This is a genomic window from Pseudonocardia hierapolitana (assembly GCF_007994075.1).
GTDB lineage: Bacteria > Actinomycetota > Actinomycetes > Mycobacteriales > Pseudonocardiaceae > Pseudonocardia > Pseudonocardia hierapolitana.
Window position 1 is genome coordinate 1,644,090 of the sequence record NZ_VIWU01000001.1, and the last position, 18,932, is coordinate 1,663,021.

Annotated in this window: 21 protein-coding genes; 1 reads left to right on the plus strand and 20 read right to left on the minus strand. The window is 72.6% G+C overall.

Annotated features, from left to right (window positions below; translation table 11 throughout):
• Nucleotide 1: 1 nt before the first annotated feature.
• Genes FHX44_RS07760 through FHX44_RS07775 form a run of 4 tightly spaced genes read right to left on the minus strand, consistent with a single transcriptional unit; the run spans nucleotide 2 to nucleotide 2,916 of the window.
• Nucleotides 2–484 carry a SixA phosphatase family protein gene (locus tag FHX44_RS07760; RefSeq protein WP_147254852.1) on the minus strand — a complete coding sequence of 161 codons (483 nt, stop codon included), beginning with the start codon at nucleotides 482–484 and terminating at the stop codon, nucleotides 2–4.
• Between the two features lie 12 nt (nucleotides 485–496).
• Nucleotides 497–907, minus strand: coding sequence for a guanyl-specific ribonuclease (locus FHX44_RS07765; RefSeq protein ID WP_147260997.1), 411 nt, complete (start codon nucleotides 905–907; stop codon nucleotides 497–499).
• 5 nt (nucleotides 908–912) lie between these two features.
• A complete protein-coding gene (locus FHX44_RS07770) occupies nucleotides 913–1,371 on the minus strand; it encodes a barstar family protein (protein ID WP_147254853.1) in 459 nt (152 codons plus the stop codon).
• Between the two features lie 12 nt (nucleotides 1,372–1,383).
• Entirely contained in the window at nucleotides 1,384–2,916 is a 1,533-nt protein-coding gene (locus FHX44_RS07775; RefSeq protein WP_212612376.1) for an AMP-binding protein, read from the minus strand.
• Between the two features lie 95 nt (nucleotides 2,917–3,011).
• Here FHX44_RS07775 and FHX44_RS07780 point away from each other — a divergent pair, with 95 nt between their 5' ends.
• Nucleotides 3,012–5,753 carry a helix-turn-helix transcriptional regulator gene (locus FHX44_RS07780; protein ID WP_246170912.1) on the plus strand — a complete coding sequence of 914 codons (2,742 nt, stop codon included), beginning with the start codon at nucleotides 3,012–3,014 and terminating at the stop codon, nucleotides 5,751–5,753.
• A gap of 127 nt (nucleotides 5,754–5,880) precedes the next feature.
• Here the strand turns inward: FHX44_RS07780 and FHX44_RS07785 are convergent, their stop codons facing one another.
• From FHX44_RS07785 to FHX44_RS07860, 16 genes are all read right to left on the minus strand, one after another.
• Nucleotides 5,881–6,321: an SRPBCC family protein gene (locus tag FHX44_RS07785; RefSeq protein WP_147254855.1), complete on the minus strand. Its 441-nt coding sequence runs from the start codon at nucleotides 6,319–6,321 to the stop codon at nucleotides 5,881–5,883.
• Between the two features lie 8 nt (nucleotides 6,322–6,329).
• Entirely contained in the window at nucleotides 6,330–7,160 is an 831-nt protein-coding gene (locus tag FHX44_RS07790) for a phosphoenolpyruvate hydrolase family protein (RefSeq protein WP_281287878.1), read from the minus strand.
• The gene (locus FHX44_RS07795; protein WP_147254857.1) at nucleotides 7,157–8,347 is read right to left on the minus strand and encodes a Tm-1-like ATP-binding domain-containing protein; all 1,191 of its coding nucleotides are present in this window, start codon (nucleotides 8,345–8,347) and stop codon (nucleotides 7,157–7,159) included. The genes FHX44_RS07790 and FHX44_RS07795 overlap by 4 nt, the downstream gene beginning before the upstream one ends.
• Nucleotides 8,348–8,385: 38 nt before the next feature.
• Nucleotides 8,386–9,216 carry a PhzF family phenazine biosynthesis protein gene (locus FHX44_RS07800; protein ID WP_147254858.1) on the minus strand — a complete coding sequence of 277 codons (831 nt, stop codon included), beginning with the start codon at nucleotides 9,214–9,216 and terminating at the stop codon, nucleotides 8,386–8,388.
• Between the two features lie 64 nt (nucleotides 9,217–9,280).
• Entirely contained in the window at nucleotides 9,281–9,730 is a 450-nt protein-coding gene (locus tag FHX44_RS07805) for a cupin domain-containing protein (protein WP_246170263.1), read from the minus strand.
• Nucleotides 9,724–10,527: an SDR family NAD(P)-dependent oxidoreductase gene (locus FHX44_RS07810; RefSeq protein WP_246170264.1), complete on the minus strand. Its 804-nt coding sequence runs from the start codon at nucleotides 10,525–10,527 to the stop codon at nucleotides 9,724–9,726. Before FHX44_RS07810 ends, FHX44_RS07805 begins: the two co-directional genes overlap by 7 nt.
• 40 nt (nucleotides 10,528–10,567) lie before the next feature.
• On the minus strand, nucleotides 10,568–11,155 hold the full coding sequence (locus FHX44_RS07815; RefSeq protein WP_147254859.1) for a hypothetical protein: 588 nt from the start codon (nucleotides 11,153–11,155) through the stop codon (nucleotides 10,568–10,570).
• On the minus strand, nucleotides 11,152–11,397 hold the full coding sequence (locus FHX44_RS07820) for a hypothetical protein (RefSeq protein ID WP_147254860.1): 246 nt from the start codon (nucleotides 11,395–11,397) through the stop codon (nucleotides 11,152–11,154). The genes FHX44_RS07815 and FHX44_RS07820 overlap by 4 nt, the downstream gene beginning before the upstream one ends.
• The gene (locus FHX44_RS07825) at nucleotides 11,394–11,630 is read right to left on the minus strand and encodes an iron dependent repressor, metal binding and dimerization domain protein (protein ID WP_170308825.1); all 237 of its coding nucleotides are present in this window, start codon (nucleotides 11,628–11,630) and stop codon (nucleotides 11,394–11,396) included. Before FHX44_RS07825 ends, FHX44_RS07820 begins: the two co-directional genes overlap by 4 nt.
• On the minus strand, nucleotides 11,627–12,316 hold the full coding sequence (locus tag FHX44_RS07830; RefSeq protein ID WP_147254862.1) for an iron-sulfur cluster assembly protein: 690 nt from the start codon (nucleotides 12,314–12,316) through the stop codon (nucleotides 11,627–11,629). The genes FHX44_RS07825 and FHX44_RS07830 overlap by 4 nt, the downstream gene beginning before the upstream one ends.
• The gene (locus FHX44_RS07835) at nucleotides 12,313–13,380 is read right to left on the minus strand and encodes an amidohydrolase family protein (RefSeq protein ID WP_147254863.1); all 1,068 of its coding nucleotides are present in this window, start codon (nucleotides 13,378–13,380) and stop codon (nucleotides 12,313–12,315) included. Before FHX44_RS07835 ends, FHX44_RS07830 begins: the two co-directional genes overlap by 4 nt.
• 33 nt (nucleotides 13,381–13,413) lie before the next feature.
• Nucleotides 13,414–14,442, minus strand: a complete 1,029-nt coding sequence (locus tag FHX44_RS07840; protein WP_147254864.1) for an NAD(P)-dependent alcohol dehydrogenase — start codon at nucleotides 14,440–14,442, stop codon at nucleotides 13,414–13,416.
• Between the two features lie 10 nt (nucleotides 14,443–14,452).
• Entirely contained in the window at nucleotides 14,453–16,141 is a 1,689-nt protein-coding gene (gene groL, locus FHX44_RS07845; protein ID WP_147254865.1) for a chaperonin GroEL, read from the minus strand.
• Nucleotides 16,142–16,247: 106 nt separating this feature from the next.
• Entirely contained in the window at nucleotides 16,248–16,628 is a 381-nt protein-coding gene (gene mimD / locus FHX44_RS07850; protein ID WP_425469118.1) for a propane 2-monooxygenase effector subunit MimD, read from the minus strand.
• Nucleotides 16,625–17,812: a ferritin family protein gene (locus tag FHX44_RS07855; RefSeq protein ID WP_147254866.1), complete on the minus strand. Its 1,188-nt coding sequence runs from the start codon at nucleotides 17,810–17,812 to the stop codon at nucleotides 16,625–16,627. Before FHX44_RS07855 ends, mimD begins: the two co-directional genes overlap by 4 nt.
• Nucleotides 17,809–18,858, minus strand: a complete 1,050-nt coding sequence (locus FHX44_RS07860; RefSeq protein WP_147254867.1) for an FAD-binding oxidoreductase — start codon at nucleotides 18,856–18,858, stop codon at nucleotides 17,809–17,811. Before FHX44_RS07860 ends, FHX44_RS07855 begins: the two co-directional genes overlap by 4 nt.
• Between the last annotated feature and the right edge of the window lie 74 nt (nucleotides 18,859–18,932).

The following is an 18,932-nucleotide window of genomic DNA, read 5'->3' on the forward strand; positions in this document are numbered from 1 at the left end:
CTCACCCGCGGGGTGTGGCGTGGTCGACGAGCGTCACGCGGCCCGGCGCCGCGTCCGCCCAGGAACCGGTGAGGCCGAGCACCGCGATGGCCGACGTCTTCATCTCCAGCGGCTCACCGGTCAGCCCCGCGACGAGCTCGGAGACACCGGGGTTGTGCCCCAGGAGGAGTGCCGCGCCGACGTCGTCCGGGAGCCCGCGCACCACGGCGAGCAGCTCCTCGGCCGACGCCGCGTACACGCGCTCGTCGAGGATCGGGGCGGGCGGGCCGTCGAGCTCCGGCGCGATCAGCCCCCAGGTCTGGCGGATCCGGGTGGCCGGCGAGCACACCACCGCGTCGAGGCGCCCGACCCGGTCCCGGATCCAGCGTCCGGCGGCAGGCGCATCGCGGCGGCCACGCGCGTTGAGCGGCCGCTCCGCATCGGGCACGTCGTCCGGCCACGCCGACTTCGCGTGCCGGACGACGACGAGCCGGCGGGCATCCATGCGACCTCACCTTCACGGCTGCGGGACGAACTCGCAGAAGCTCTCGTAGTGGTCGTCGGTGTAGTACCAGTGTTCCGGGTCGCGCTCGTCCGGCCCACCGGTGACGATCCGGCGGGCGCCCCGGTGGTTCAGCCCCGGCGTCTCGACGGTGAACTCCCGGTAGTAGCCGCGCCCCTCGTCGGGCAGGATGCCCTCGCGGTTGCCGAACGTGACGCCGTCGTTGCGCGGGTACTCGTACGGCCCGCCCGCCTCGATGTCCTCGATCACCTCGTGCGCCTCGGGCGGCAGGGCCGCCACGGCGCAGTCGGGAATGCCGTCGTTCTCGGTGACGGCGGCCGCCGGGCTGGTGGCAGGCGGTGCCGGTGCTGGTGACACCTGGCAACCGGCCAGCGCGAACCCGGCCAGCACCAGGCCGATCACCATCCGGATCACGCCTGCGCCTCCCCCAGCGCCCGCACGCCGTGGCCACCGACGAACGCGACCGTCTCGAACTGGCGGTCACCGGACCCGCCGCCGCGCCACAGGTCGTCGGTGGCGCCGCGCAGGATGTCGGTCAGCGTCAGGAACCCGGGCAGGTCCGCGTCCACGAGCTCATCGGCACCCGGCCAGAGCAGGGCGACGCGCTCGTCGTCCGGCCACCACGTCGCCAGGTCGCGCAGCGAGTCCACGAGCGCGTCGAGGTTGCGGCCGGCCGTCGCGGGGAGCCGCAGCGCCCGGGCGATCGCCGCCTGCGCCTCGCGCATCCCGGCCGCCCGCCCCGCCTCGGCCACGGCGAACCCGCTGCCCGCCAGGGTCCTGCGCACGCGCTCGGCGTCCGTCGGGTCCGCCAGCAGCACGCCGCGGCCGGTCAGGCCGGGGAGCAGCGTCGCGACCCGCACTCTGTCCACCCGGCTATTCGATCACGAGCGCTCGTGATCGGCGAGGACCCTGCGGAGGATCTTGCCGGCCGGCGACCGCGGGATCTCGTCGACGAACACGACGGCCCGCACCCGGCGGGGCGGGGAGACGCGCCCGGCCACGTGTTCGATCAGCTCGACGGCCTCGACGTCGCGCCGCCGCACGACGTACGCCACCGGGATCTCCCCCGCCGCCTCGTCGGGACGCCCGACCACCGCGCAGTCGGCCACCGCGGGATGGGCGCCCAGCAGCGCCTCGAGCTGGGCGGGCGCGACCTGGTGGCCCTTGTACTTGATCAGCTCCTTCACCCGGTCGACGACGAAGAGCCAGCCGTCCGGGTCGATGCGGACGAGGTCGCCGGTGTGCAGCCATCCGTCGTCATCGAGCACGTCCGCGGTGGCCTCCGGGTTGCCGAGGTAGCCGGACATCAGCTGTGGCCCGCGAACCCACAGCTCGCCGGCCTCCCCTGCCGGCACGTCGGTGCCCGTCGCCGGGTCGACGAGCCGGGCCTCGGTGTTCGGCACGAGCATTCCGGCCGAACCCGGCCGTGCGGGACGCCCGTCGTGGGGCGATGCGGAGACGATCAACCCGGTCTCGGTGAGTCCGTACGCCTGCCCGACGAACCGGCCCAGCCGCTCCGCACACGCCGCCTGGACCTGGGCGGACAGCGGCGCCGAGCCGGAGACGACCTTCTCCAGCGACGAGAGGTCGTAGCGGTCGACGAGCGGGTGCTTCGCCAGCGCGAGGACGATCGGGGGCGCGCCGAGCACCGCCGTCACGCGGTGCTGCTGGATCAGCGCCAGGAACGACTCGACGTCGAATCGGGACATGGTGACGACGGTGGCACCGGCCCGCAGCACCTTGTTCATGCCGGCCGACTGGCCCGCCACGTGGAAGAACGGGATCGGGCATATCGGCCGCTCCTGCTCGCCGAACGGGGCGAGCCGGTCGAGCTCGACGAGCGCGGCGACCAGGGCGCGGTGGGTGAGCATCACGCCTTTCGGCCATCCGGTGGTGCCGCTGGAGCAGAGCAGGGCGGCCAGGTCGCGGGACGGGTCGACCCGCACCGCGGGCGGTGTGTCGCCGTACCCGAACAACTCGGAGAACGCCGACGCGCCGGGGGCCGCCGCGCCGAGCACGAACACCCGCTCGACGCCGGCCTTGTCCGCGGCCGCGAGCGCGGTCTGGAGGCAGGGCGGGACCGTGAGCAGGAACCGCGCCGACGTGTCGGCCAGCTGGTACGCCGCCTCGTCTGCGGTGGCGAGCGGGCTCAGCGTGGTCACGACGCCGCCTGCGTACTCGGGCAGGTTCGGCATCATGATCGCGAACACGTCCCGGGGGCGGAGGCCGCACGCGGCCAGCCCCGCGGCACAGCGGCGGACGCCGGAGGCCAGATCCGCGTAGGTGAGGACCCGCCCGCTCGCGCCGTCCACGATCGCGGGTTTCGCACCCCGTTCCGGCGCGTGCGCGAGCACGTACTCGGGCAGCGTCACGTCGGGGATGCCGACGTCGCCGAACGCGCTGGTAATGATCATGGTTGCCTCCCTCGGCCGGGCTATTGTGCGGAAACACAACCCCGACCCGGCGCGAGATCGCCTCGGGGTGAGACCCCGGGATTGCGGGGGTGGCGATGCTGCTGCTCGAACGGGACGCCGAGCTCGGCCGCGTCGACGCCCTGGTGGACTCCGTCGCCGGCGGGGCGGGCCGCGTCCTGTTCGTCGAGGGCCCGGCCGGGATCGGCAAGACCCGGCTGCTGGACGCGACGCGGGAACGCGCCCGCGCCGCAGGCCTGTCCACGCTCACCGCCCGGGCAGGCGAGGTGGAACGGGAGTACGCGTTCGGGCTCGTCCGTGCGCTGTACGAGCCTGCTCTGGCCACCGCCTGCGCCGCTGAGCTGCTCACCGGCCCCGCCCGGCTGGCGGCCCCGGTGCTCGTCCTGGGCGCGGCCGACAGCCCCGCGGGCATCGCCGAGCGGTTGCACGGTCTGTACTGGCTCACCGCGAACCTCGCCGACCGCGGCCCGATCGTCCTGCTCGTCGACGACGCGCACTGGGCCGACGAGCCGTCGCTGCGGGCGCTGGCCTACCTGGCGCACCGCATCGCCGATCTCCCGGTCGGGCTGGTCGTCGCCGCTCGCGACGACGCCGCGTCCGACCTGCTCGCCGCTGTGCGAGCCGAACCGGTGGCCACGGTGGCCCGCCCGGGCCCGCTCTCCCGCGCCGGTAGCGATGCCCTGGTCCGCACGCGGTTCGCGGCGCCGGCTCCGCAGTTCTGCGCGGCGTGCCACGAGGCGTGCGGTGGCAACCCGATGCTGCTGCTCGCCCTCGTCGACGCCCTCGCCGAGACGCCGCCGGACGACGACGGCGTCGCCGCCGTGCACGAGCGGGCACCCGCGATCGTGGCGACGTCCGTGCTGCCCCGGCTGCGCAGGCTCCCACCCCCGGCTGCGGCGGTCGCGCGGGCGGTCGCGATGCTCGGCCCCGACGCGGAGCTGCGGCACGTCGCCGCGCTCGCCGGGCTGGACCACGACCGGGCAGCCGGGGCCGCGGACGCGCTGGCCGCGGCCGGGCTGCTCGCGCAAGGACGACCACTGACATTCGCGCATCCCCTCGTGGGGCAGGTCGTCGCGGACCACATGACGCCCGGCGAGCGGCACGACGGCCATCTCGGCGCCGCGCGGCGCCTCCACGCCGAGGAAGCAGACCCCGAGCGCGTGGCCGCTCACCTGCTGGACGTCGAACGGCTCGGCGACCGGTGGGTGGTGGCGGCGCTGCGCGAGGCCGCCCGCAGCGCCCTCCGCAAAGGAGCACCGACCACCGCGGTGGCCTACCTGCGCCGCGCCGTCGCCGAACCGCCCGACCCCGGCGCCCGTGCTGACACCCGGATCGAGCTGGGCGCAGCCCAGCTGGAGATCGCGGCATCCGACGGGTTCGCCACGCTGTCCGAGGCACTCGCGCTCGCCCCGGGCGCCGCGGCCCGCGCCCGCGCCGCTCTCGTGGCATCCCGCGCGGCGAGGTCCGCATCCGACTTCCGCACCGCGGGCCGTTTCCTCGCGGAGGTGCAGGACCGGCTCGACGAGCTCGAGGACGCCCTGCGGTACCGGGTCGAGGCCGAGGCGGTGTTCGTCCACTGGACGGATCCGGCGCGGCGAGCGGAGATGACCGCGCGCGCACGTGCGCTCGAGCACCGGGCAGCGGCCGGTGGCGCGGCGGGCGCGAACGTCCTGCTGGTCCTGGCGTTCGACGCGCTGCTGGGCGGCGCGGTGACCGCGGACCGAGCTGCCGACCTGGCGGTCCGGGCAGCGGGCGTGGCCAACGATCTCGACGAGCCCGCGCTCGGTCTCGTCGCCGCCGCGCTCAACGTCCTGCTCGCCCTCGACCGGGTCGAACCGGCCCGGGCCGCCCTCGACCGGGCCATCGTGGTGGCCCGGCACCGCGGATCCCTCCTGCAGCTGGGCGAGGCGACCACATTCCGCGCCATGCTGAACCACCGGCTCGGGATGGTCCCCGACGCCGAGGCCGACGCCCGCCTCGCCGACCGGATCGCCGAGGAGACCGCCGGCCCGTCGGCGCGGCGGTGGACCGTGGCATGGCTCGTGCGGTGTCTGGTCGAGCGGGGCGAGCTCGCCGAGGCCGACGACATCCTGCAGCGCAGCGGTGTGCCGGTGAACCTCTCCGTGCTCCTCGAGGCACGCGGGCACCTCAGGGCCGCGCAGGGGCGCGCGGACGAGGCGCTGGCCGACCTCCTCGCGGCCGGCGCCCGCGCCGGGCGCCAGCTCGACCACCCCGGGCTCGTGCCATGGCGCCCGGCCGCGGCGACGGTGCTGCGCCGGCTCGGCCGGCTCGGCGAGGCCCGCGACGCCGCCGACGAAGCCGTGCTCCTCGCGCGGCGGTTCGCCGCCCCGCGAGCGCTCGGCATGGCCCTGCACGCCCGCGGGCTGGTCGACGACGCGCCGGAGACCCTGCGGGAAGCCGTCGACGTGCTGGCCACCACGCCCGCCCGGCTCGAGCACGCCCGCGCGACCGTCGACCTCGGAGCCGCGCTGCGCCGGGCCAACTGCCGCACCGATGCGCGGAAGCACCTCGAACACGGCATGCACGAGGCGCACTCCTGCGGCGCCGACGCCCTGGTCGCCCGCGCCCGCGAGGAGCTGACGGCCTGCGGCGCCCGGCGCCGCCGCCCCGCGGCCACCGGGTGGGACGCGCTCACCCCCAGCGAGCGGCGGGTCGTTCAGCTGGCGAGGGACGGCCTGAGCAATCGTGAGATCGCCCAGACCCTCTTCGTCACGACCAAGACCGTCGAGACGCACCTCGGCGCGGCCTATCGCAAGCTCGGCATCTCCCGGCGCACCGAGCTGGCGGCCCTGCCCTGATCAGAAGAAGCCGTCCGCCCCTCCAGGGACGTCGACGACGCGCCGCGGCGGCTGCGGGGAACTGGGCACCTACCCGCCCGCGGTCCTGATCCGGCAGGCCATCCCGCGTTCCGCGGAACGCGCCACCTCAGCCCTCTGCGGCGAAGTTCTTCCCCAGAGCCTTGATACCCGTGGCGTAGACACCGTCCGCGAAGAAGTCGGTGAGGCGCTTCTCGTCCGCCCCCTCCGCGTCGAACTCCGCCCACCACTCCACGAACGCCTCCCCGGTGGCCGTCACCGGGGCGACCCGGAGCGTCGCGACGTAGCGGCGGGCACCGAACGGGTTCTCCACGAACTCGTAGGTGACGCTGCGGTCCGGGTCGTCCAGGACCAGCAGCCGCTCGACGACGATGCCGCCGTCGCCGAGGGTGAGCCGCCGCACCGCGCCGACCTCCGCGCCGGCGCCCGAGGTCAACTCGCTGGCCGTGATCGCCGGATGCCACTCGGGCAGGCTGTCGAAGTCGCGGATGTGCGACCAGACCTCGTCGGCGGATGCGGGTACGACACCACTGGCGTACGCACGGGGCATGACGGCTCCTATCTGGCGAGACGGGTCTTGAACGCGCGCGTCTGTTCGGTCAGGGCCTTCTCGGTGGGCAGGCGCTCCATCGAGGAGGCGCCGTAGAAACCGTGGCAGTTCTTCGTGCGGTCCAGCACGTGCGCGGCGTCGTCGGGCATCGCGATCGGGCCGCCGTGGCAGAGCACCAGCACGTCGTCGCGGACCTCGCGGGCGGCGGCGGCCCACTCGTCGATCAACGTGACGCAGTCGTCGAGGGTCTTCGCGGTCTCCGCGCCGATCGAGCCGCCGGTGGTCAGGCCCATGTGGCAGACGATGATGTCGGCGCCTGCGCGGGTCATGGCGCGGGCGTCGTCGGCGGAGAAGACGTACGGCGTCGTGAGCAGGTCGGCCTCATGCGCCGCCGCGACGAGGTCGACCTCCAGCCCGTAGCCCATGCCGGTCTCCTCCAGGTTGGCCCGGAAGACGCCGTCGATCAATCCGACGGTCGGGAAGTTCTGGATGCCGGCGAAGCCCAGGTCGGCCAGCTCGCGCAGGAACCTGTCGGTGATCATGAACGGGTCGGTGCCGTTGACCCCCGCCAGCACCGGGGTGTGCTTCACGACCGGCAGCACCTCGGCCGCCATCTCCACCACGATCTCGTTGGCGTTGCCGTAGGCGAGCAGGCCGGCGAGGGAACCGCGACCGGCCATGCGGTAGCGGCCGGAGTTGTAGATGACGATGAGGTCGATGCCGCCGGCCTCCTCGCACTTCGCCGAGAGCCCGGTACCCGCACCGCCGCCGACGATCGGCTCGCCGCGCCGGGCCATGTCCCGGAACCGCTCGACGAGCTCCGCGCGAGCGAACCTCACTTGTTCACCTCCCGCCACGCGCCCACCAACGCGTCGGCGAACTCGGGGTCGTTGATGTGGTGCGGCAGGCGCTCGACGCGCCGCCGGTCGGTCTGGCGCACCTCGGTCTCCAGGGTGGCGAACAGGGCCTCGTCGGCGTCGGGGTCCCAGAACGCCTGACCCGGCGCGTCGAGCGCTGACACCCCGCCGCCGGGCAGCAGAAACCGCACCGGCCCCTCGCACGCGTTCAGCCCGCGGGCGATGAAGCGGGCGATTTCCACGCACTCGTCCGGCGTGGTGCGCATGAGTGTGACCTGCGGGTTGTGCTCGTAAAGGGTGCGGCCGGCGAAGTGCGCGGGCAGCGTGGACGGCGCACCGAAGTTGACCATGTCCAACGCCCCGCACGAGCCGACGTACGGCACGCCGGTGCGCGCGATCGCGCCGAGCCGGTCCCGCGTGGCCGGGAAGACCCCGCCGACGAGCAGGTCGCACACCTCGGTGGTGGTGATGTCCAGTACCGATCCGATGAGGCCGTCGTCCACGAGCTTCTCCATGGCCCGGCCGCCGGTGCCGGTGGCGTGGAAGACCAGCGGGTCGACGGCATCGCCGAGACGCTCGGTGACGGCGGTGACGCACGAGGTCGTCACGCCGAACATCGTGAGCCCTACCGCGGGCCGGTCCGCGGCGGCCGGGACCTCGTGCGTGACGATCCCGGCGAGCGCGTGCGCGGCGTTGCCGATCACGCGGCGTGAGATGCGGTTGAGGCCGGCGACGTCGGTGACCGAGTACCACATCGCGACGTCGGAGGCGTCGACGTAGGGCGCGACGTTCCCGGACGCCACCGTCGACACCATGATCTTCCCGACGCCGACCGGCAGCGCCCGCATCGCCGGGGTGATCAGCGCGGTGCCGCCCGAGCCGCCGAGCCCGAGCACGCCGCCGACGTCGGAGCGGCTCAGCAGGAAGCGCTCGAGGGCCACCGCCATCGCGGCGACGGCGGTGCCGCGGTCGCCGGTGAACACCGCACCCTGGCCGTCCGGGTGGTGCGCAGCCACCTCGTCGGCGCCCACGTCGGCGAGGGTGCCGCGCTCCTGCGTGGACACGTCGACCGTGATGACCCCCGCGCCCGCCGCGCGCAGGCGTTCGGCCGCGTAGCCCAGCTCCGCGCCCTTGGTGTCGAAGGTTCCGATGACGTAGGCCAGGGCCATGAATCGTTCTTAGCGCACCCCCGCCCCGCGGGCGAGCCTCAGATCTCGATCTCACCCCGTACGCACGTGACCGCGTCGCCGCCGACCCAGACCGTGCCGTCGGCGTCCTGGTCGATGTGCACGCGGCCCGCCCGGCCCAGCGCCGTGCCCTGGGAGGCGACGTACGGGGGCCGGAGCCGGCCGGTGCGCAGGAGCCAGAGCGCGAGGCCGGCGTTCAGGCTGCCGGTCACCGGGTCCTCGAAACTGCTCCGGCCGGCCGGGAAGAACGCCCTCACCTCGACGGCCTCCCGCGATCCCGGCGGGTACGGGCCGACGATCCCGAGCTTGAGGTCCCCGGTGTCCGGTTCGGCCGCGAGCACCGTCTTCGCGTCGTCGAGGAGGACGGCCACCCAGCCCGGGCCGTTGTCGACCCAACGGGCGTCCCGGATCCCGGCCCGCTCGATACCCAGTACCCGCGCGATGCGCGCCTGCAGCTCCTCGTCCACCGGCTCGTCGCGCAGCAGCGGCGGGGCCGCGAACGCGAGCCGGTCTCCCGTGCGCCGCAGCGTGATCAGCCCCGCCTCGCACTCCTGCACGATCGTGTCGGTCGCGTGCTGCGGGTTCCGGGCGAGCCATGCGTGGCAGGTGCCGATCGTGGGGTGGCCTGCGAACGGCAGCTCCACCGAGGGGGTGAAGATGCGGACGCGGTAGTCGGCGGCCGGGTCGGTCGGCGGGAGGACGAACGTCGTCTCCGACAGGTTCGTCCAGTTCGCGACGCGCTGCATCTGCTCGGTGGTGAGGCCCTCGCCGTCGAGCACGACCGCAACCGGGTTGCCCCGGTACGGAACCGCGGAGAAGACGTCGACCTGGGCGAACGGGCGGCTTGTCATGCTTGGAGGATCGATGGCCGCGCGCCGGGCCGCCACGGCCAATCCCCGCACAGTGGCATCGTCGCTAGCGGGTGAGCTCGGCGATCCGGTCCGCTGCCTCCGGGTAGCCGGCGGAAAGCGCGGCCCGCTCGCCCAGCTCGAACCCGTCCCAGCCGAAAGGTGGGGCCGTGGTGGTACCGACGAGGGACCACTCGCCCGTGGAGCTGGAGCCCTGCCAGACGTCGGCGGGCACCACGATCTGGGGCCGCTGACCGGTCGCGAGGTCCGGGCCGAGCACCGGCTCGGAGACGTCCCCGGCGCCGCCGAGGAGCAGCAGCCGCAGCGGGGAGCCTGCGTACCAGTGGTAGATCTCCGTGGCGGTCAGCCGGTGCAGCGCCGAGAAGTCGGGCGCGATCAGCAGGAAGTAGATCGCCGACGCGTGCGCGTCGATGTACGTGCGGCGGAACAGGCCGCCCTCGTCGGGCAGCGGCTCGAGCCCGAGCAGCTCCGCCACCCGCTCGCCCTCGCTCACCACGCCGGCACCACCGCCATCCCGCCGTCCACGACCAGATCATGCCCGGTGATCCAGCGGGCCATGGGCGAGGCGAGGAACACGCACGCGTCGGCGACGTCCTGCGGCTCACCCAGCCGGTTCAGGGGCGCCGCGCGCTCCCAGCGTTCGACGCCGTCCGACCAGTCCTCGCGCAGCCCGGGGCGCGCGACGAGGCCGGGCGAGACCGAGTTGACCCGCACGCCGTCACGCCCGTACTCGAGGGCCGCCGCCCTGGCCAGCATGATCGTCGCGGCTTTCGCCGCCGCGTAGTGGGCGTGGCCGAGCGCGGGCCGGGTGCCCTCCACGGACGCGACGAGCGTGATCGAGCCGCCGCGGCCGCGCATCACCGCCGCCGCGGCCTGCACCGTGGCGAACGCGCCGGTCGCGTTGCCGTCCAGGACCTCCCGCCAGCTCTCCACGGGCATCCCCGCCAGCTCGGCGACGGGTTGCACGCCGGCCGCGGCGACCACCGCGTCCAGCCGTCCGAACCGGTCGACGGCGAGGTCGACGAGCGCTGCGGCAGCGGCCGGATCGGTGACGTCCGCCTGCGCGGTGGCCGCCTGCCCGCCCTCGGCCGTGATCTCGGCGGCCACCGCGGCCGCCCGCTCCGCTCCGGAGTGGTGGTGCACCACGACCGCCGCGCCGGCCGCGGCGAAGCGCAGCGCGATCCCCGACCCGATCCCCCCGCTCGCGCCCGTGACGAGGACGACGGTTCCGCTGAGATCGGGCAGGAAGGGATCGGGCGGGGAGGGATCGGGCGGGGAGGGATCGCGGCGCACGGGCGGAAGTCTGCCGTTCACGCCACCCGACCGCGCCCGCCTACGAGCTGCCGGTCAGGTGAACCAGCGGCAACGCGGCCAGCTGCGCCGGCGACAGCGCCGCGGCCTCGCCGAGCACTTCACGCTGCCGCTCCTGCATCCGGGCGTCCACCCGGCCGGCGAGGAGGTAGGCGAGCCGCCCGAGCATGCGCACCGTCGACTCATCGACCAGAGGGCGCGGACTGGAGACGACCGCGATCCCGGTGGGGGTGCCGTCGTTCGCCTGCGCCGCGCCGATCGTGAACGCCTCCCTCGGGTTCACGTGCCGGGACGCGAGGTGGTCGCGCAGCTGCAGCAAGACGTCGTGCATCCGCCGGAACTCGGCCCCGTTCTCGAGCTCATCGAGGTCGGCGGTCTTGAGCACGGCGCTGCGTGGCGAGAAACAGCGGACGTAGGCGAGCAGTGCACCGGTCCACAGCGCCTCCACCAGCACGGCGTCGGGTCCGCGCCGGCCCAGCTGGGACACGAGCTGCTCGCAGCAGCGCAGCGCGTACTGCAGATCCTCGAACACGGCGGCCAGGCCGGCGAGCTCGCCGGCGCTCGGCGTGTCGAGCCGGCGCACGGACCTCGGCGCGGCGGGCGCGGTCACGGTCGCCCCTCGTCGACGTCGGGGAACATCGTGGCCCGGATGTCGGCGAGGTGGGCCTGCATCGCCGGTGCGGCCGGCCCCTCGTCCTCGCGTCCCGGCTCTATGCCCAGTGCGCGCAGCAGCGCCGACGCAGGGACCGCCGGGTCTCCGGTCTCGCCGAGCACCGGGTGCAGGCCCGCCGCCGCGAGGTGGTTGAACACCAGGTTCACCACGGTCCATGGGTTGTAGGTCTCGCGGCTCATGGCGATCCGTCCGGTCGTGGGATCGCGTTGCCCCACAGGTCACGGTCGGGCCAGCCGAGAAGCGCGTCGATGCGCCCGAGCAGCCGTGCGGACACCGCGTGCTGCAGGGCGCCGGCCTCCGCCGGGGCGTCGGCGGGCGTGAGGTCGAGCACCCGCACCAGGAACAGCTCGACGAGCGCGTACCGGCGGACCTGGTCGAGCGGCGTGAGCACGGACGCCTCGATCGCGGTCACGACGAGGCCACCTCCTCCGGGTAGCGAACGGCGAGCAGGTCGCGGCAGGTGTGCCCGTTGGCCTCGATGCCGACCCGGGTGAGCCGGGCCCTGCGCAGGTGCAGCGGCACCTGCTCGGCGGTCACCGGCCCGCCGTCCGGGTGCAGCAGCAGCGGGGCGTCGGGACCGTGGGGCAGCCCCACCTCGGCCCGCCGCCGCCGGAGCCGGTCGAGATCCGCCGACGGCGGCAGGTCGCCGAGCCGGGCCCCGGCCAGCTGTTCCGGAGTGGCACCGGCGTCGACCAGCGGGCGGGCGATCCGGTCCTGCCCGGCCAGTGCGGCCTTGCGCAGGAACACCGCGCGCAGCTCGTCCAGCTCGGCCTGGGCCTCCCCGGCGAACGACGCGACGAACCCGGCCCGCGCCGCGACGCCCTCGTTGATCGTCGCCGAGACGAAGTGGTCATCCAGGGCGATGTCGGCGCGGGTGACGCCCGGGACGGCGGCCACCGCGTCGTGCGCGTCGGCCACCATCAGCCAGGCGAAGTTGGGCGCGCAGAAGAACGTGGGCAGGCGCAGCCGCACGGCCGCCACCCCGTCGCCGGACACGGTGCACGACGACACGAACTCCAGGTTCGTGATGGGCTCGTCGAGCTCGGGGTCGCGCACCGTGGCCAACGCCGCCCACACCGCGGCGGCGAGAGCGGTCACGGCGAACCGGCCGCCGCGGCCTCGGTGAGCAGCTGCTCGCCGGGCTTGTCCTGGTCCCCGGCGGAGGTCTGCAGCCGGAGCTCGGGCGGGACCGGGATGTCGTAGAGCTTGGCCGCGTTCAACCCGAGTACCTTCTTCTTCCCCGCCGTGCTCAACCGGGGATAGTCGGTGAACGCCTCGTCGTCGGGCATCTGCCAGTCGACGAACCCCTCGACCTGCCACTTGGGCACCCAGATGTTGTAGTCGCCGCCGAAGGTCATCCTGTCCTCGCCGACCCAGAACAGCAGCTCGCCCATAACCTTGGCGAAGAACTTCGGCCGGGCGTGCATCAGGCCGCCGATCACCACCGAGAGGCCGGCGTAGACGTTGGGCTCCTGCACGGCCATGAAGCAGAAGTCCTCGATCCGCGGCAGCCCGACGTGTTCGACGATGAAGTTCAGCTCCGGGAAGTCGGTCGCCGCGTGATCGACGTCGGACACGTCGAAGGCGTCCTTGTCCAGCGGCCAGATCGTCGGGCCCTTGTGGACGTGGATGTTCTTGATCCCGAGCCCCTGCGCTGCCTCGAGGAAGCGGTAGGACTCCGGGTCGGACAGCTTGTAGCCGCGCGACCCGCGGTTCCATTCGGCCGTGTAGAGCTTGACGCCCTTCAGGCCGTACTTCTCGGCGTCCGCCTCGAGTTCCTTCAGCCCGGCGTCGCCGTCGCGGGGGTCGAAGCGCCCGTTGACGATCAGGCGGTCACCGAAGCGGTCCAGGAGCTGCGCGTTCTGCTCGGCGGTGTTGAAGCCGGTGGTGTACCACTCCTTGAGGTAGGTCGACTGGAAGATCGCGTAGTCGACGTGTCCCTCGATGAACATGTCGCGCTCGAAGTCCTCGGGCGTGACCTTGAGGTACTTCTCGTAGTCCCAGTGGGTCTCGGGCGGCCCGAGCTGGTGGTAGCCGTAGAAGCAGTCGATCCAGCCCTTCGCGTACTGCTCGGCGCCCGGCTTCCAGTTCTCCCGGCTCGCGTCCCAGAAATGGCTGTGCGAATCGACGATGAAGTACTTCTCGCCGTCTTTCTCGTACATCGTGGTGGGCCTTTCGCGTCAGGAAAACAGCCGTCAGGGGACGAGGATCGCCCGGCCGCGGACCCGGCCGGCGTCGAGGTCGTGCAGCGCGTCCAGCGCCGCATCGAGCGGGTACTGCTTGGTGTGGAGGGTGACCTTCCCGGCCTGGGCCAGCACCATCAGCTCGGCCAGGTCGGTGAACGTGCCCACGATGTTGCCGATCACGTTCTTCTCCCCGGCCACGAAATCCAGCGTCGGCGCCGAGAACTGCCCGCCGTAACCGATCACGTACTGGTGACCGTCCGGGGCCACCATCTGCCACGCGTCGTTCTCCGCGCCCTGCTCGGCCACGAAGTCGAACACCACGGTGGCCCCCTCACCCCCGGTCAGGTCCTTCACCGCGTCCACGTGCGAGCCGTCCGCGACCACCGTCTCGTCGGCCCCGATCTCCCTCGCCAGCTCCAGGGCGGCCGGATTGCGGTCGACCACCACGATCCGGGTCGCGGTCAACGCGGCCAGGCACTGGATCCCGATGTGCCCCAACCCGCCGGCGCCCTGCACCACCGCCGTCGTGCCCGGCCACAACACCGGCACCGCCTTGCGCACCGCGTGATAGGCGGTGATCCCGGCGTCGGCCAGCGCCGCCACATCGGCCGGGTTGGTCGCCGGGTCCAGCTTCACGCAGGCCCGGGCGGTGGTGCGCAGGTACTCGGCCATCCCGCCGTCGTTGTCGCTCAGGCCGGGGAAGAACGCGTTCGCGCAGTGCATGTCGTTGCCCCGCCGGCACGCCAGGCACAACCCGCAGGAGGGCTGCGGGTGCAGGATCACCGTGTCCCCGACCGCCACGTTGGTCACCCCGTCCCCCACGGCGTGCACCCAGCCGGCGTTCTCGTGCCCGATCACATAGGGCAGCTGCGGGTTCATCGCGGCCGCCCACTGGCCTTCCAGGATGTGCAGGTCGGTGCGGCACACCCCGGCCCCACCGATCTTCACGATCACATCCAGCGGGCCCTGCAGCCGCGGCTCGTCGATGTCGTCGATCTTCGGGTCGGCGTGGTAGTCGTGCACGCGTACGGCTTTCATGACAGCTCCCTCAGCCGATCGACGGGCCGAGGCCCAGGGACTGCGGCGTGCTCGAGTCCGGCGACGGCTGCGGGATCCCCTCGTCGAGCTGCCCGAACTCGGTCATCAGCGACTTGTTCCACGGGGTGACCTCCTCGGCCACCAGCGAGTTGGTGGTGAGGATCAGTCCGGCCACCGAGGCGCCGTTCTGGAGCGCGGAGCGCACCACCCGCAGGGGGTCGATGATCCCCATCTCGACCATGTTCCCGAAGCGGCCCTCCAGCGCGTCGAACCCCTCGTCGACGCTCCGGCCGGTGAGCTGCTTGACCACGTCGTCGCCGTCGTAGCCGGCGTTCGAGGCGATGAGGTGCACCGGCTCGGTGAGGGAATGGCGAACGATCTCGACACCGATCCGGTAGTCACCATCGACGTCCAGGTCGTCGAGCGCCGGTTCCGCGTGCAGCAGCGCGGCGCCGCCGCCTGCGACGATGCCCTCGCCGATGGCCGCGCGGGTGGCCTGCAGGGAGTCGTCGACGCGGTGGCGGACCTCCTTGGCCTCGGCGTTGGTGGGCGCGCCCACGCCGATCACCGCGGCCTTGCCCGACAGCCGGGCGATGCGCTCGGAGAGGAAGTCCTCGTCGCTGCCGATCGTCGCGCGGGCCAGCTCGGCCCGCAGCTGCGTGAGCCGCAGCTCCAGGGCTTCCCGGTCCCCGCCGCCACCGATGATCGTCGTGCTGTCGCTGGTGACGCGCACCTGCGCGGCCCGCCCGAGGTGCTCGGTGGTCATCTGGTCCAACGCGAACGCCGAGCTGCGGCTGTGCACCTTGCCACCGCACAGCGCCGCCATGTCCTCGAGCAGGTGGATGCGCTTCTCCCCGAAGCCCGGCGCCCTGATCGCGACTGCCTGGAACGTGCGGTTCACGTGGTTGTGCACCAGCATCTGCAGGGCCGTGCCCTCGACGGTCTCGGCGACGAGCACCAGCGGGCGCCGCTCACCGCGCATGATCTTGTCGAGCACCGGCATGAGGGACCGGACGTCCGTGACCTTCTCCGCTGTGAACAGCAGGTACGGGTCGTCGACGACGGCTTCGAGCCTTCCGGGGTCGGTGACCATGTACGGCGAGATGTAGCCGTTGTCGAACTGGAAGTCCTCGACGAACCCGACGCTCACCCCGTGCTGCGGGACGTCCTCCACGGTGACCACGCCGTCCTCGCCGACGGTGTGCAGCGCCCTCGCGACGACCCGACCGATCAGCTCGTCGTCGTTCGCGGAGATCGACGCCACCCGGGCGTAGTCCTGCTCGGTGGACACCGGGTGGGTCACCTGCTGCAGGTGCTCCACGATCCGATGCACCGCGAGGTCGATGCCGCGCTTCACGAGCACCGGGTTGCCGCCTGCGGCGATGGCCTTCATGCCCTGCCGGACGATCGCCTGGGCCAGCACGATCGCGGTGGTGGTGCCGTCGCCGACGGTGTCGTTGGTCTTGACCGCCGCTTCCTTCACCAGCTGCGCGCCCATGTTCTCGAACGGGTCGCGCAGGTGGATCTCCCGCGCGATCGTCACGCCGTCGTTCGTGACCTCGGGCGATCCGGTGATCTTCTCCAGGATGACGTTGCGGCCCTTGGGCCCGAGCGTGCTCTTGACGGCTTCGGCCAGCTGGTCGACCCCGGCCTGGAGCAGCCGCCGGCCCTCCTCTCCGAATCGCAGTTCCTTCGCCATGGTCTGGGTCCTCCTGGGTGTGCGGAAACGTCGGTCGGCTGCGCGGGTGGGATCGACGAGCCGGGCCGCCGCCTGCGGCGAGCGGGCGGCGGCCCGGCCGGAGGGGCTACGACACCGGGTTCTGGGCCACCGGCTTCAGGTCGAAGTCCAGGTACTCGGCCGCGTCCTCAGGATTGGCGAACATGATCGTGCGGTCGTCGAGGTGGACCATCCGCCCGTAGTGGGTGGACATCGCCTCCTCGAACTCGGCGGCGTTGAACCAGCCCTCCTCCTCGCCGGCCTCCTCGTCGACGTCGGCGTAGACGACGTCGAACCGGCCCCGGCCGTCGACGCGGATCATCGAGGGCAGGTGGGTGACCTCGACGTTGTCCAGCCGCTCCAGCACGTGGGCGATGAGCACGCCGACCTGGCTGTTCATCAGCGTGAAGCCGCACATGTTCGAAGCGGTGCTGTTGGACTCGAAACGGCTCGCTGCAGTGGTCGTCACTTCTTCAGCTCCTCGGGGGTCGCGAGGCCGAGATCGCGGCAGATCCCGGCGAACCGGTTCTTGGCCCGGTCGAGGCTGTCCTCGAACCGCGGTGGCTTGGCGTCGGGCTGCGACCACAGCGGCTGCAGCTGGCGGGCCGCCTCGAGTGCCTGCGGCACCCAGTGCGACAGCCAGCCCTGCATGAGCGCCGTGTTGTGCTCGGCGAACTCGCGGTCCTGGGTGAGCGGCGCGAGGCACGCGATCGTCCAGCGCAGGTCGCGCTGGGCGAAGTCGTACTCGCCCGCGCCCATCACGGTCGGCGTCACGAAGTCGCCGTGGCCGGCCGCGGACTGCATCACCAGGTGGCTGCGGAACAGCTCCCCGAGCAGCGGCTCGAACACGATGTTCGCCGCGAGAACGGCCTCGCCCCAGTCGTCCTCGATGGCGGTGAGGGCCTCGCACACCTTCCGGACGCCCTGCCACTCGACGTCGGAGTTCCACGCGTCGAGGTGCGCGGTGCCGTCGAAGCCCTCGATCTCCTCGGTCAGCGTGAGGTTGTAGAGCGCGAGGTCCTGCGCGAACCGGATCTTGTGCGCGCTGTTCACGGCCAGCGCCGTGTTGTGCATGTTGGTCGGCGCGGAACGCTCGTTCGCGGCGAACACGTAGAGGCCCAGCACGTGCTCGATGTGCATCCAGGCACCGACGTGGCGTTCGACGAACCGGATCCAGTTCGGCGACCACTGCTCGAACGACTTCGTGTTCCGCGCGTTCTCGATGTTCTGGTTCAGCTGCCGGACGACGTTGGCGTTGTACCGGTAGATGGTCTGTTCCCACTCCTCGTTGGGATCGCGGAACTCGTGCCATCCGTGGGCCGGCCAGTTCTCGACGGGCATGCCTCCCGTGCCGGGGCCGCGCTGCGGCTCCGGCCGGTCGACACCCCAGGCCTTGAGCTTCGTCCAGTGCAGCGGGTAGCCGGTCTGGCCGTCGGCGAAGCCGTAGATCCAGCCCTGCGTGAGGTAGTGCCGCGGGTCGGGCTGCACCTCGACGGTGACGTCCTCGTAGTGCGTCTGCTTGCGCTTGGCGGGCGTGAAGTAGTTGTAGCGCCGGGCGCTCGCGCCGGAGTCGGGGAACTCCCGCGCCCCGGCCTCGGCATCGGTGAAGACGGGCTTCGGAACGCTCCGTTCGGGACGTTCGGTGGTCGTCATGACTGGTCCTCCGGATCACCGGTGGTGGTGAACTTGTCGTAGAAGATGTGGTCGGCCTTGCAGCCGAGCCGGGTGAGCACCGCGATCGCCGCGTCGACCATCGGCGGCGGGCCGCAGACGTAGGCGTCCTTGCCGGCAAGGTCGGACTCGTGCCGGGCGACGACGTCGGTGATCAGACCGGTCTCGCCCGCCCAGGCGTCGGCCTCGGACGGCTCGGACAGCGCCGGCACGTAGGTGAGGCCGGGCAGCTGCTCCTGCAGCCCCACGAGCTCCTTCTCGAAGCACAGGTCACGTGCCCGTCGGGCGCCGTAGTAGAACGTCACCCGGCGTGCGATCCCCCGCTCGGCCATGGACCGCAGGAGTCCGAGCATGGGGGCCATGCCGGCCCCGCCGCCCACGAAGACCAGGTCCGACGTGCGGCTCTCGCGGAGGGTGAAGGTGCCGAACGGCGCTTCCACCTCCAGCCGGTCCCCGACCTGCAGGCCGGTGGCCAGCAGCCCGGAGAACAGCCCGTCGGGATAGACCTTGATGACGAACTCGAAGCGACCGTCCCGGTTGGGCGTGTTCGCCATCGAGAACGACCGGCTCTCCTGCGTGCCGGGCACCCGGAAGTCCATGTACTGGCCCGGGAAGAACTTGATCTCCTCGGGCTCGACGAGCTTGACGACCAGGTGCCGCATGTCGTGGGTGACCGCCTCGATCGCCACGACCTCGACCGTGCCGCGCCGCAACGGCAGCCCGGAACGGATGATCTCCTCGTCGTAGTTGAGGAGCTCGATGGTCAGGTCCTCGTAGGGATGCGCCCGGCAGAGCAGCGTCTGCCCCTCCTCCCGCTCGTAGTCCGGCAGCGCGAACGTCGAGTAGCGGTCCAGCTCGATGTCCTCGCCCTCCAGCACGAAGGACTTGCAGGCCGCGCACTGGCCTTCCTTGCAGCCGTGCATGAGCTGGACGCCCTGCTCGGCGGCCGCGCGGAGGATGGTCTGGTCCTCGTCGACCTCGATCTCGATGCCGACCGGCTCGAACCGGACGACGTGCTTCTCACCCAACTGGATCTCCAAGCAGCTCCGGGAAGGGCAGGCTCGGGCAGGGAGAAGGCCGGTGAGTACCGGCCCTCCCCCTT

Bases quoted from the DNA above. Each gene is read 5' to 3' on its own strand.
- FHX44_RS07760 (WP_147254852.1), bottom strand. From the start codon at position 484: ATGGATGCCCGCCGGCTCGTCGTCGTCCGGCACGCGAAGTCGGCGTGG.
- FHX44_RS07765 (WP_147260997.1), bottom strand. From the start codon at position 907: ATGGTGATCGGCCTGGTGCTGGCCGGGTTCGCGCTGGCCGGTTGCCAG.
- FHX44_RS07775 (WP_212612376.1), bottom strand. From the start codon at position 2,916: ATGATCATTACCAGCGCGTTCGGCGACGTCGGCATCCCCGACGTGACG.
- FHX44_RS07780 (WP_246170912.1), top strand. From the start codon at position 3,012: ATGCTGCTGCTCGAACGGGACGCCGAGCTCGGCCGCGTCGACGCCCTG.
- FHX44_RS07785 (WP_147254855.1), bottom strand. From the start codon at position 6,321: ATGCCCCGTGCGTACGCCAGTGGTGTCGTACCCGCATCCGCCGACGAG.
- FHX44_RS07795 (WP_147254857.1), bottom strand. From the start codon at position 8,347: ATGGCCCTGGCCTACGTCATCGGAACCTTCGACACCAAGGGCGCGGAG.
- FHX44_RS07800 (WP_147254858.1), bottom strand. From the start codon at position 9,216: ATGACAAGCCGCCCGTTCGCCCAGGTCGACGTCTTCTCCGCGGTTCCG.
- FHX44_RS07820 (WP_147254860.1), bottom strand. From the start codon at position 11,397: ATGAGCCGCGAGACCTACAACCCATGGACCGTGGTGAACCTGGTGTTC.
- FHX44_RS07835 (WP_147254863.1), bottom strand. From the start codon at position 13,380: ATGTACGAGAAAGACGGCGAGAAGTACTTCATCGTCGATTCGCACAGC.
- FHX44_RS07840 (WP_147254864.1), bottom strand. From the start codon at position 14,442: ATGAAAGCCGTACGCGTGCACGACTACCACGCCGACCCGAAGATCGAC.
- groL (WP_147254865.1), bottom strand. From the start codon at position 16,141: ATGGCGAAGGAACTGCGATTCGGAGAGGAGGGCCGGCGGCTGCTCCAG.
- FHX44_RS07855 (WP_147254866.1), bottom strand. From the start codon at position 17,812: ATGACGACCACCGAACGTCCCGAACGGAGCGTTCCGAAGCCCGTCTTC.